The organism is Lysinibacillus sp. NPDC048646 (assembly GCF_050272295.1).
GTDB lineage: Bacteria > Bacillota > Bacilli > Bacillales_A > Planococcaceae > Lysinibacillus.
In genome coordinates this window covers 1-13,656 of record NZ_JBNNLZ010000038.1, presented here as the reverse complement: position 1 = coordinate 13,656, position 13,656 = coordinate 1, and the positions used below count along the sequence as shown (strand labels likewise).

Genomic DNA, 13,656 nt, shown 5'->3' with positions numbered 1-13,656 from the left:
GGGAGTTTTTGTATGCCTGGATGGTTTTATCAGCGATATTTCTATTTCTATCAGCGATTCCCACAATCCTATCGCGTGCAAAGGCCTTTTTCCAATCAATAAAAAGGCGATCTCAACATGTAGCAGAGAATCGCCTTTTTATTATTTCACTAAATCGAATCGTTTATAAGCTACTAATCTACTTGTCCAGTAAGAATAGGTAACATCAGAAATTTCAACACCTTCTGTACCTGCATGAACAAACTTATTATTACCCAGATAGATACCCATATGAGAAATACCTTCTTTATAAGTATTCTCGAAAAATACCAAATCTCCAGCTACTGGATTCTTCACATGAGTAGTACTAATAGAATAATAACCTTCACTACTGTCTCTGCCAATCTTTAAACCACCCTGGTTAAATGCGTAGAAAATAAATCCACTGCAATCTAGCCCTTCTGGTGTGTTGCCCCCATATAGATAAGGTGTCCCAACTAATTTATTTGCAGTCTCTACTATTTTCTTATAAATAGCTTGTCCATTAGCAGTAGGATCTTTTGTTGTTACGGTTGATGATGTACCCGTATCTGGCGTCACAGGGTTATGTATTGTATCACCCTCGGGTATGACAGCTACTGGAGAAATCTTTAACACTTGTCCAATATAAATTGTATCTTTTTCTAATCCATTCCATTTTTTAATATCATTGAGTGTTACATTGTATTGTTTTGCAATTTTAGAAAGCGTATCACCTTTAATGACTGTATGAGTAACTAAAGTTGGTTGTGCCGGTGCTGTTGGTTTCGAAGGCTTTGCAGCTTCACCATTAGCCTGTTTAGTAACCTCTAGTTTTTGTGCAACATAAATCGTATCTTTCGATAGATTGTTCCATTTTTTTAGATCTTGAATGCTCACTTGATGGTTTTGAGCGATTTTGGATAAAGTATCACCTTTTTGTACTGTATATGTCGCTGCCTCTGCTGTTTGTAATGCGAAAAATGAAGTAGCAATAGTACTTAAAGCAAGAATTCTCCATTTTTTTGACTTTTGCATATCAAATTGCCTCCGTTCATGCTAGAATATTTCCTTGTGTGTCTATCATACTAAAGATTTGCGTATTCAGAAATCGGAAATACTGACTATTTTTCAAACAAATTATCAATCCTATAAAATACTACAGAATCCGACGTCTTAGCAATAGCTATCTCGTTGCACGATTATCGATCATATGATAACATACACTTCTGTATTTAAAATTTTTAGAAAGTTTAATCTTTTCAATAATAAAGGAGTTTTTAATTTTTATGAAATTCATCAAAGAGAATCTAGCTGTAGGTTTACTACTATTTGCACTATTCCTAGGAGCAGGAAATATTATCTTCCCTCCATTACTAGGTCAACAAGCAGGAGAACATATTACGGTAGCAATGATTGGTTTCTTAATAACCGGTGTTGGTTTGCCACTACTTGCTATCGTCGCTGTTGCCAAAGCAGGAGGAGATTTACAACTTCTCGCTAATCGTGTTAACCCAGTTTTCGGTATCATATTCACCTCGATTGTTTATCTTGCCATTGGGCCATTTTTCGCAGTACCACGTACAGGCTCTGTATCCTATGAAATCGGGATTGCGCCGTTTCTTTCAGAAGCAGCAACAAAGCACTGGGCTCCACTATTCATAACTTCTGTGTTATTTTTTGCGATAATACTCTATCTATCTATTAATCCTACGAAGCTTGTAGATCGTGTAGGAAAGATTTTAACGCCTGCACTACTGCTAGTTATTTTATTACTAGCTATAAAAAGCTTTGTAACACCCTTAGGCGAACCAGGTGCTGCGGTTGGGAACTATACCGTTTCACCCTTTTCTGAAGGCTTTGTTCAAGGTTATTTGACGATGGATGTACTGAGTGCTCTTGTTTTTGGGATTGTTATTTTACAAGCATTACGTGACATGGGTATGTCTGATACTAAAAAACAAGTCAAAACGACGATTTTTGCAGGAATCGTTGCTGCAATTGGTTTAGCTTTTGTGTACATCTCACTTGGCTATATAGGTAATACAAGTATAGATGCCATTGGTGTATCTAATAATGGTGGTACCATCATTGCAAAATCAGCAGATGTACTTTTTGGTAACCTAGGAAGTATTATTTTATCACTTACAATTTTGCTAGCTTGCATCTCTACTGCAGTCGGTTTGCTTACTGCCAATGCACAGTTTTTCAGCAAAATTTTCCCAAAAATTTCTTATAAAACATTTTTAATAGTATTCACGATTGTCAGTTTAGCTATCACAAATGTTGGATTAACTACAATTATAAATACATCTCTTCCTGTACTGTTAATTATCTATCCATTAGCCATGGTATTGATGGTATTATCACTTGTAGATAACTTCTTTAAAGGTGGACAAATTGTTTATATATTAGCGTTAATCCCAACATTTATGGTTAGTCTTTACGATGGCTTAAAACTAATGGATATTAAACTAGCTCCTTATGAAAATCTCTTGAAATTATTGCCATTGTATGAACAGAGCCTTGGCTGGCTCGTACCTGCAATAGTGGGCGCCATCGTTGGCTTTATCCTCCATAAAATTTTTAAGAAAAAATAAATACTTAAAAGACATGTCTTTCATTTACTGACGTGTCTTTTTTTGTACTCGTTGATATGGAAATTCATGTATAATAAAGGGAATTAGAAATGAGGTGTCTTATGAAAAAAGCATTGTGGTCTTTGGTGTTTATTCTTAGCTTTTACATCTTTCCATTAGCTACTGCTTCTGCGGGAAACAATGAACAGCTTGTAGGAGAAATAAAGGAAATTATCGCAGAAAACTATGTTGGTACTATGAATGGCAATTTACAAAACGCGAAAACAATCCCAGAAATCATCGACATGTTGGATCCATATTCAACCTATTTTACAAAGCAGGAATTTGAAGATTTCATGAATAGCGTCAACCTATCCACAATTGGTATTGGTGTAGTTATTGAAGAACATGAAGATGGCATTCATATTCTACAGGTAATTGATGAGGGCGGTGCTTCTGCCGTTGGCGTTGTGGCTGGTGATATCATTATCGCTATCAACAAACAATCTATTGTAGGACGTTCTACACAGGAAGTCTCTTCACTTCTTATTGGTGAAGAAGGTTCACAAGTTACTATTACACTCTTACATGATGACGGCACTACTTCAACAAAAACAATCACTCGTAAGAAGTTTACACTACCAAATGTAGAATCTGCGTTACTATTTGGGGATGTCGGTTATATTGTCATGTCATCTTTTTCAGAAGACGGTGCGAAATTAGTGAAGGATGCCCTCATCCAATTAAAGCAACGTGGTGCCACTTCCTTTATATTAGATTTACAAAACAATGGTGGTGGCTATGTTACGACCGCTGAACAACTTACCGGCTTATTTCCAAAAGCGAGAATCGCCTATTTATTACAAGAAGCTCATGCCTCTTATGAAGTGCGTGCTATTCATCAAAACGTGAAATTCCCAGCCGATACACGTATTCTTGTGAATCGCTATAGCGCAAGTGCATCTGAAATGCTTGCGGCTTCCTTACAAGATCAACAAGCAGCTATATTATATGGGGAAACAACGTATGGCAAAGGTGCCATGCAAGGATTTTACGAATTGCAAGATGGCAGCTACTTAAAGCTTACTGTCGGTAAATTTACAGGTCCTGCTGGCAATGTCATAAATGAAATTGGCGTTAAACCGAACATACAAACATACACTGCACCTATTTTTCAGGCGCATTATGATGCCATCAAAGCACAATATATAGACTATCAAGAGTTAACAAGTTTAAAAAATGTACCAACTACGAAAACATTTACAGTTAAATTCTCACAAGCCTTCTCAACACCAATTCCTGAAGGCAGCGTACAACTCATCGCTTTAGGTGGAAATGAAATTCCTATTACCACAAAAGCTGATAATGGAAGCTCCTTACTTGTTACACCCACTAAACCTTTAAACAAAGGGCAAGAATATATGCTTGTTGTACATCCAACTGTTCAAAAACCAACAGGTGACAAGCTTCAGAATGGAATTTATCTTCGCATAGCTGTAGAAAACTAAAAAATCCCTTCTCCTTTAAAAAGCGTAAACTTTAAAGGAGAAGGGATTTTTTTAACTTACTTATAATAGTAAAGGATTTTCAAGTTAAAATTGAGGCTTGTATTATATCGCACTTATCTTTTCTTATAAAGTATAATTGGACTAAATCTTTTGCTAGTTCACAGGGCTTACTTTTTTGTTCTAGCAAATTCGTTAATATTAGCCGCTCAAATGAGCCTACTAAGCTATCTGCCAATGTTTTTAAATCTACTCCTATTAATTGAAAAAGACGTTCGCAATCATGACGGACAATAAGATGAATAACCTGCTGTGTAAGTTGCGATTTAATTACATATGACTGTTCAGATTCAAAAAGCCCAATTTTCGTTAACCTTGGGTTTTCAATAATGTAAACAAATAGCAAACATAATTTTTGCTCAAGCGTTGTAATAAAGCCGTCTATTCCCCTTTCACCTTCTTCTGAATGTTCACTCATGATGTCATTAAAGCCTCGCTGAAATCTCTTATTCAAATCATTATAAAGAGATTGTTTGCTTTTAAAATACAAATAAAATGTAGGCTGTGTTAAATTAGCCGCTTTTACAATATCGCTAATTTTAGTATCATGATAACCTCTTTCAGAAAATAGCTCCACAGCTTTATCAAGCAATAATTGTTTACTTCGTTCACCATTAGAATTAATCTTTCTGCCTCTTGCCATATTTCCCACCTTATTTCAGTCTTTAGTAGAAATATTTATGATGCATTCAATTCAAAGTATTCGTCACTTCTTTTGCTACAGAAGTTTTATAAGCTGTCGCAATGATAACAATACGGAATGCACCAAATACTATCTAATTCGCCATTCGTGTACATATTATCCTTCATTCAACACTAGGGGACATAAAATTCATTATAATACAAGACCTATTTTTTTACTATAAATTATTATTAATGTGACAATTTTTCTAGAGTTTCACTTCCCATAGTAGGTATGATGTTGTTCTCTCTGCTGCTAGCTCCTCACTTAAATAACTTTTAAAATCAATAATAACATAAAAGGAGATATCTCAGAATTCCATCTAAGATACCTCCATTCTTATTTATTGCTTCAATAATTTTCTTTTCAGTTTACCGGCAAATTCTTTTACTTCTTTCACGCCAAATAATAAGTAAGAACCTACAAGTACTGCACTAAAAATAACAAGCCCAACTATGAAAGTTAACCACTTATATTCAAAAACTAAATAATGGCTTGAAAAATACATGACCAATGTGATAATAATCATTGGTGGAATCGCTCTGAAAAATTGTAGCTCTTTGCTGAAAATACCCATTTTTAAGTCGTACTTGATACTTGCATATATAACAAGCATAATAAAATTCACAATAGCACTGATTAAGGTACCCCATGCAATTGACACTACACCAGTTGTATCTACAAGTAAAAAAATCACAGCAATATTGACAGCAAAAACATTAAGCAAACTAAATACTACTGGTGCCATCGAATCGCCCTTGGCATAGTAAAAGCGCGTAATATATGTGTTCGCTGCAAGGAAATACATAGAAAGTACGAAGATTGCAAGCACTGGCGCTGTATTAGCTGTTGACTGTGCATCGAATTTGTTGTATTCGAAAACAACCTGTATGAGATTTTCCGCATAGAAGTAAGAGTAAATTGTCACCGGAACCAGCAATAAGAGTAAATAATGCAATCCTTTAGAGTATAAGCTTTTTATCGAAGCGTGATCATTGTTGGCTTCTTTTAGACTTAAAATCGGATAAATAACTGTTGTTACGGCCGTAATTAAAATAGCCTGCGGAAATTGCATCAATTTTGAAGCAAAGTTAACAGATGATACAGCTCCTTCTAATGATAATAATCCAGCAACATAACGCTGAAGTAATGCATAGAGCTGAATAGTTGCGCCGCCAAGCATAATTGGTACTACCATAATCCATAACTCTTTCGATGATACATTTCGTTCGAGCGAAAAACCAACCTTATACGTATCTAATTTACGGTAGCCAATAATTAAGAAATATACCATTATTGCCGCACTTGCTAAAGCACTAATCCCGTAGCCAATTGGCCCGATAAAATTCGATAAAGCAACGGCAATCACTAAGAATATTGCATTGTAAATTAAAATCGCAAAACTCGATAAATGAAATTTTTGATTAACATTTAGTAAGCCACTATACCATGAAGATAAAACAAGTAAAATAGATGATGGCATCATCCAGAAATAAAGATCTTTCGTTACTTTTATGTCCTCTTCACTAACAATTTTCCCCTGATTAAAACTTTCTAAAATCGGATTTGCAAAGGCAATTCCTATTAAAGTCATGATAGAAGCTGTCAAAAGGACAATTGTAAATGATTGTTTGACGAATAATGCACGGTCTGTTGTTTCCCTGTTATAAATTGAAATGACAACAGTTGTAAATGCTCCACCAACCACTAAATATAAGAAGTTAGGAATCATATACGCAGTGAAAATACTATCAGAAGTATGCCCACTACCATATTGGTAACCAACAATCATCTCACGTAAAAAGCCAAACACACGAGCCACGACATTAATAATCGCTACGGCTCCTATAATTTTTATAAATTTATTCATAAGTCATCCCTACCTTTGATGGCTGACTTATAAATCGCTATACATCTTGCTGTTATATTTTTTTCATCGTGAATGGCCAAGACGTTATCAACCGCTTCACGATTCATATATTGTTCTTTTGGCGTGTTCACTGCACGCAGCATCTCCTCGGACAAGTCCATAGCGTTTTCAGGCTCTATTAAATGCCCTGCGCCTTCGCCAAGCAGTGATACTAGTCCACCTACCTTAGAAGCAATAACAGGTGTATCTGTTGCTAAAGCCTCTAAAGCCACTAATCCAAAACCTTCTAAATGAGATGGTAATACAAAGACATCACTTGCTTGGAACCACTTCACTAGTTCTTGTTGTTTTAGTGGATCTATAAATTTGACGTCTTCACTGACTAATGGTTGCAAAGAATGGAAAAAGCCCTCATCTCTTCTAGAACCTACAATATTGAGCTCGATTGGACGATTCACTTTTGTCTTTAACATTTGGAACGCCTGTAAAAGTTCTTCTACACCTTTTTGCTTAATGACATTTCCGACAAATAGGAATATAAATGGCTCTTCGGCTAATTGCAGTTCCTGACGTATTAAAGCTTGTTGACCTTTTGTGAATACTTCACGATTGACACCCATGCTAACAACAGAAATTTTGTCGGGTGCAATGTTAAAGTCTTGTTCAATTTGTTGCGCTAATACAGGACCAACCGCGATAACATGATTACTTTCTCGTAAAATGCTGGCTGTCCAATTGCGGATTCTAGTATTTTTCTTCGCCATGCGCTCGATGTCACCGCCATGAGCTGTAACAATGTACGGTATTCCAAACATTTTCTTTAATAGTAGCGACAGCATACCAGACGGAAAAACATAGTGAGCATGAGTGACATCGATTGACTTTCGATTTTTCAAGCCCTTCCACAGCGTAGAAAAGCCCCATTTAGCATATTTCGTAATGGTGTTTTTCTTGCCTGTTGCCGGGTTTGAATTAACTGCTATCTCAACGTCTAGTCCAGCTTTTTCAAGTGCTGTGACTTGGTTTTTTACAAAAATACCGAATGATAAATGATTAGATGTTGGATACATATTACTAATGACGAGTATTTTTTTCATAGACGTGTCACTGCCTTTTTCATTAATTCCTGACCATACAAGGCCTCTTTATGAATATGTGTAGCAATTTGTTTCGTCTCAGCAATTGTTTGCTCCCAATTGCTACTTAGTTTGCCGACTAATGTGGCTAGAGCTTTCTCATCATCCGCTATATCCTGCATCTGAACACAACGATCTGAAGCGCCTACAAAAGACATAAAATCCTGTACTTTTGTATGATACGATATCGCAATAATCGGAGTTTCCGCATTTGTTGCCAAAATAAGCGAGTGTAGACGTGTCCCAATAACAATATCCTGCTCTCCAGTAACTTCGAGTAGCCGCTCCGGCACCAAATTTTCCTCAATAATTTCTGTATGCGCATGTTGTAGCATTTTTTTCTGAATATCCTTCGTCACAATGACATCCTGCGGAAATTTCGTAGCAAAAAATGTAATACGAACATTGTGCTCAGAGATAACAGAATCTAAATTTTTTGCCATGCTTGTTACGTACGCATTGTATTTTTCAAGGTCTCCCTCTGGCCAGTAGTTCGCATTATAAAATGGAACCGCTGACACACCTATTTTCAATGGTTTTTCGGCGTAATTATCGCGCACCCCTTTTAATGTAAATGCAGGATCACCGATAATTTCTATTGACTTTTTTACGCCAATACTTTGTAAAAGCTCTTTAGACTGAGGATCACGTACAGAGATACTGGCTGCGTATTTGCACATCGCCCGAATACTAATTTTTCCAGAAAACGTATCAAGTGGTCCTGCGCCACATCCGTAAATAATGTAGGGAATATTACTTTGTTTGGCCATCATTGCATACGCTCCGTACAGGTGAGCCTCACGTTTATAAAAATCCATTAAAATACCACCACCACCAATAATGAGGAGGTCAAATTTTGAAACATATTGTTTATTGTTCTTATAAGTATGGATAAACGTTTTAACTAAATTGCTCTTTCTGTAATACAATGGATAGCTATGTACCCCATAACGTTCGGATGTTTGTTGTGTGTTATTACTAAAAACGGTAATGTCTTCACTTGTTACCGAAAATGTTTGTTTTACTTGTTGAAGAATGCCGTATAATATTGATTCATCACCATTATTATCATTGCCGTAATTCCCCACAATGCCTATTTTCATTAAAAAACATCCTTTTACTTTTTAATACTGAGATTATACCACAATTGTACATTTTCTATCTTTTTAAAAATAGTAAAAAAAAGGAGGGAGTCTCGAAAGTATTCGAAACTCCCCTTTTCTACTGCAAAACCTCAGTAGTTTAGTGGTGAAAAAGCACTAAAATTATTATTTTTTATAGAGAATTATATGAATCACTATTTTTTAGCCTTTTGGCATTTTACCAAGTTATTGATGAATGGCTCTATAAAGGAATAGGCCGAAGTGCGCTCGACTAATCGCATCATTGGGCTTATAAATATTACCGTCATAACCTGTTGTAATGTTATTCGCAGCTAGTTGCTGGATATAAGTGTAGGCCCAATGATTTTTTGCTACATCTTTAAATGTAATGCTACTTGTACCTTTTAAATCATAAGCCAATGCTACAATTTTCGCCATTTGTGCACGTGTCAATGTCGCATTCGGGTCAAATGTATTATTTTCACGACCACTCATAATGCCAGCCTCTACAACAGCTGCAATTTGCTTATAGTAAACATGATTAGCTGGAATATCCTTAAAGCTTGGATTTTTCACATTAGCTGTATTTAAGCCTAAGGCACGACTAATGATGACCGCCGCATGAGCACGTGTTAACTTATCATTTGGTCTAAATGTGCCATCCGCTTGTCCAGTGATGATATTATTAGCCGTTAAATACTCAATTTCTTTATAATACACATAATTATTTGGAATGTCCTTAAACAATGCTGCCTTTGCTACAGACACTGTAGCAACTTTACTTTCCGTTCCTAACGTAGCAATTACTTTACCAGTAGTACCTGCATTTTGTGCAGTAAATTTCCCGTCCTTAGTAATTGTACCGATGTTGCCTTCCACTGACCATTTCACTTGAGATGGATCATAGACTATAGCCTTGCCACTCTCATCCTTTGCATCTACTGTAAAGTTAACAGTTTCTCCAGCGCTCACAGTTTTAGAGCTTGGGGCAATGTTCATTGTTGTTGGTGCATCTACTACTTTGACTGGGAATGATTGCACAGCTGAGCCATCATAACCGATATAAATTCTTTCTTCGCCGGCCTGTGTAGCCGTATAGTTTAAGCCATTAATTTTTAATGTGTCATTTTGTGACACTAGTGATAAGTGGCCATCTAATGGTAGCGTCGTATAATTATCATCTAAAACATATTTGACAGCTACGCTAGACGATGCGCCCACTAAAAGCGTTGCATAATTTGTGCTGTTTGAGAAGTCTATACGTGTTGCTTTGCCCGTCGGTGCCGTACTTACAGCTTGTAATGTAGCAGACACAAGACGTTGTGTATTACCTGAATTAGATGGGAGGTTCGCTAATACAACATTATTGCTACCGTAATTTCGAATACCCATTGTTGTTGAACCACCACCGTCTAAGTTAATAGCTCTGTCGACACCAAGTGCAACTAAATAATTTGCAAGCTGAACCATGTTCATACCTTTACTATGGTTTTGACGGCCATCGACTGTAATGAAATGCACAGTTTGTCCATTATTACTTGTCGCTACAACTGTACGGGGTGCAACTTCTTTGGCACGAGAACTTGATGTGCTCATCATAATATAGGGTTTACCGTCTTTTACTAAGTATGGACCACTCGCCAATATAAATTGCGCATTTTGCCAAAGTTGATCGATAGAGAAGTTAACACTCATTTCATCTCCAACGGCTACTTGGCTTAGTTTACTATGCCATTCGCCACCTTGTAAGGATACGACAAAGCCAGTTGATGGAATAGTTAATTTTTCTTTCGATCCGTAAGCTTTAATTTGTGTTACTTTACCTGTTAATGTTTGACCAAATGTATTTTCAGTAATCGGTGAACCTGTATCTACAACAATTTCAAAACCATATTCATTGGTATTTGTTGTTTTACTATAAAACTGTGGTGTGTAAATAATCGCTTCATAAATGTTACGATCACGATTTAAGCCGGACATTTCGTAATTCGTTCCTTTATGTGAAAGTGTCACATCAAAGTCAAAATAATCGATAGCGCCGCGACCATCTGATGTCATCCCAAATGCTGTTGGCACATTCATGTATTGATCTGAGCCATTTGACACTGCGCCACCATTTAAAATAACATTATTTTTAGCCAATAAAAATAATGGGTAGCCTTCTGACATATTATAAAAACTTGCATTAATAGCACCCACTACACGATTTCCCTCGCGTGAATGACGATTAGCATTCGCTACAGTCGATTCTTTTCCATTGACGGTTGCGGGCATACCTAATTGTACTTCCGTCTCTGATTCTCCTACATCAATCGATAGATGATTAATAGAATTTGTATAGGTATTGCTGTATGTATATTGTTTATACTGCACACCCTTTGAAAGCGGATTATCCTTCTTTATTGTTTGAAATGCATAGGCATTTAATGGACTAACAACCATTGACATCATGACAACTAAAATCAGTAAATTTTTCACTATTTTTTTCATTTTTTTTGCGCTCCTCAATAATGTAGAGCCTTCACCTTCCCTTCGTCTATTTTACTTCTATTACATTAGCAAAAATATGCCAAAATAGCTATGGAACCTTTAAGCTATTTTCCAGTTTCATATCATCGTCATGAAAACTATTTAAATTGACGTATTTTACGATATTTCTAACATTTGACCCTTATTTTTACTCTCTATCTTTGTTAAAATGGGGTTAAAGTTTAGGAGGGTAAAATATGAAAAAACTATCAATTATTGCATTGCTATTAACATTAGTAGCTTCGCTATTATGGCAACCCCAAATAGCATCTGCTGATGAACTTTCAGGGCATGCACATGAAAATGGTCTTCGTTATTTAATTTCGAATAACGCTATCGTGCAAGATGCGAACGGAAGCTATCGACCAAACGACAATGTTACACGTGGCGAGTTTGCTTCTTATCTATCAAAGGTACTAAAACTTGAAGCGAACGACGGAAAAGTGTTTACGGATGTCCCAGATACATATATGTATTTGACAGATATTCAGCTTGCTGCAACAGCTGGCATTATTACAGGATACGCTGATGGTACTTTTAAACCCGATGCCGCTATTTCAAGACAGCATATGGCGATTATGTTGGAAAGAGCCATTGACTATTTAAAAATCCCTAAGAGTACTTCTTCAATTACGTTTAAGGATAGTGCAGCGATTATTAAGGACTACCGCCCAGCAGTGGCAGTTGGTGCTCATTTAGGCATTATTAACGGCTCTAATGGTTACTTTATGCCAGAAAAAAATGCCACAATTGGACAAGCTGCGACGTTCATTCAACGTTTAATGCTTCTTTCTGGTGATTCAACTGTCGACACATCTACTTACGCTATTAAAGAGATTGCAAATGGTACTCTTGTTGGTAATCAAGGCTACTCTAGTTTTGATGCAGCTGATAAAGCACTAACAAAAAATACACAGGTCATCGTTCAAGAAGATAAAATCGTGAAGATGACTTCAGGCTATGCTGTCACAAATAAATATGTAGCGCTGAATTCCGAAACAATTAAAGACCAAATCTCTGTTGCAGGAAATACGGAAATGGAATATATCAGCAGTGACGCTACGCAAGTAAAAGTACGATTAGCTGGTCAAGTTGGTTATTTGAATCAAGCAGATGTTACATTAATCCCCTTTTCATTAAGTAAAGGACGCGCTTACTATACAAATGAAAATGGTGAGATTAAGCACACATTATTCGATTACAATACAAATAAATATTCTTCTAGTTACGTATACGGAAAAGCGCCTGCCTTCATGAAGCAAGGTGAAAAATACTTTAGCTGGAACGGTATTTATTTTACAAATGGCAATGGTTCATCTAAAGGTGAAGCCTATAACTATTATCAATTTTTACCAGCACGTGCAACAACGCAATATACGGCTGAAGAACTTGATGCCTATATTATGAATAAACTAGCTGAGATTGAAAGTACGGGTATTACACTCTATAAAGATGCAACAACGAAAAGTAAACTAATCGGCTTAGGGCAGACATTAAAAGAAATTGAAGCAAATTCTAAAATTAATGCGATGCTGATTTTAGCACTTGCACAGCATGAAAGTGCTTATGGTATGAGTGATCATGCACAAAAATTAAATAACCTATTTGGTTTATATGTATATGACACAAACCCACTTAACAAAGAATTTGAAAGTGTTGCTGTCAATATTAATGAACTGGTTGAGAAGTTCTTACAACCAAATTACATTACTCCAGGTGGTTCGCCTGGCAGAAACTATGCAAATGGTGCAGTAGTTGGTTCAAAAGAACTCGGTTTTAACGTAAAATACGCTTCAGATCCATATTGGGGCGCTAAAATCGCCGGACACTACTACCGTGCTGAAAAAGCATTAGGCTTTAAGGATGCAAGCAATCCTTATACAATCGGTCTAACAACTTCAACTGGCTTAAATGTACGTACAGACGCATCGACAAGCAATAGCCCACTCTTCACGTATGCACGAAGCGGCATGCCTGTCATTGTCACAAACACTGGCACAAACGGCTGGTATGAAGTTCTTTCTGATAAACTTCATTCAGGTACAGCTTATATTAGCAAAGAGTATATACAAGTTATTAATACAGTAAAATAAAAAGAATGAGGCTGGGACAAAAGAGAAAAAGTGTTAGATTGACTGATGTCGATCTAACACTTTTTTGCTGTAAGCGTTGATGTCCGCTACGGCGGACGCTTT

The 13,656-nt window shown here is 36.5% G+C and carries 9 protein-coding genes; 3 read left to right on the top strand and 6 right to left on the bottom strand.

The window, feature by feature from the left end; all coding sequences use genetic code 11:
• Positions 1 to 141: 141 nt before the first annotated feature.
• Entirely contained in the window at positions 142 to 1,035 is an 894-nt protein-coding gene (locus ACQKII_RS23490; protein WP_427462858.1) for a LysM peptidoglycan-binding domain-containing protein, read from the bottom strand.
• Between the two features lie 251 nt (positions 1,036 to 1,286).
• On the opposite strand from ACQKII_RS23490, the gene brnQ reads away from it, so the two are divergent.
• Both brnQ and ACQKII_RS23480 read left to right on the top strand, forming a co-directional pair.
• Entirely contained in the window at positions 1,287 to 2,597 is a 1,311-nt protein-coding gene (gene brnQ / locus ACQKII_RS23485) for a branched-chain amino acid transport system II carrier protein (protein WP_427462857.1), read from the top strand.
• 101 nt (positions 2,598 to 2,698) lie between these two features.
• Positions 2,699 to 4,084, top strand: a complete 1,386-nt coding sequence (locus ACQKII_RS23480; RefSeq protein WP_427462856.1) for a S41 family peptidase — start codon at positions 2,699 to 2,701, stop codon at positions 4,082 to 4,084.
• Between the two features lie 79 nt (positions 4,085 to 4,163).
• On the opposite strand, the gene ACQKII_RS23475 is transcribed toward ACQKII_RS23480, so the two are convergent.
• From ACQKII_RS23475 to ACQKII_RS23455, 5 genes are all read right to left on the bottom strand, one after another.
• Positions 4,164 to 4,784, bottom strand: a complete 621-nt coding sequence (locus tag ACQKII_RS23475) for a TetR/AcrR family transcriptional regulator (protein WP_427462855.1) — start codon at positions 4,782 to 4,784, stop codon at positions 4,164 to 4,166.
• 382 nt (positions 4,785 to 5,166) lie between these two features.
• Positions 5,167 to 6,693: a murein biosynthesis integral membrane protein MurJ gene (gene murJ / locus ACQKII_RS23470; RefSeq protein ID WP_427462854.1), complete on the bottom strand. Its 1,527-nt coding sequence runs from the start codon at positions 6,691 to 6,693 to the stop codon at positions 5,167 to 5,169.
• The gene (locus ACQKII_RS23465; protein ID WP_427462853.1) at positions 6,690 to 7,790 is read right to left on the bottom strand and encodes a glycosyltransferase; all 1,101 of its coding nucleotides are present in this window, start codon (positions 7,788 to 7,790) and stop codon (positions 6,690 to 6,692) included. Before ACQKII_RS23465 ends, murJ begins: the two co-directional genes overlap by 4 nt.
• A complete protein-coding gene (locus tag ACQKII_RS23460) occupies positions 7,787 to 8,932 on the bottom strand; it encodes a polysaccharide pyruvyl transferase family protein (protein ID WP_427462852.1) in 1,146 nt (381 codons plus the stop codon). The genes ACQKII_RS23465 and ACQKII_RS23460 overlap by 4 nt, the downstream gene beginning before the upstream one ends.
• 225 nt (positions 8,933 to 9,157) lie before the next feature.
• Positions 9,158 to 11,422, bottom strand: coding sequence for an S-layer homology domain-containing protein (locus tag ACQKII_RS23455; RefSeq protein WP_427462851.1), 2,265 nt, complete (start codon positions 11,420 to 11,422; stop codon positions 9,158 to 9,160).
• A gap of 236 nt (positions 11,423 to 11,658) precedes the next feature.
• Between ACQKII_RS23455 and ACQKII_RS23450 the strand changes: the two genes are divergently transcribed.
• A complete protein-coding gene (locus ACQKII_RS23450) occupies positions 11,659 to 13,554 on the top strand; it encodes an S-layer homology domain-containing protein (RefSeq protein ID WP_427462850.1) in 1,896 nt (631 codons plus the stop codon).
• The last annotated feature ends 102 nt before the right edge of the window (positions 13,555 to 13,656 follow it).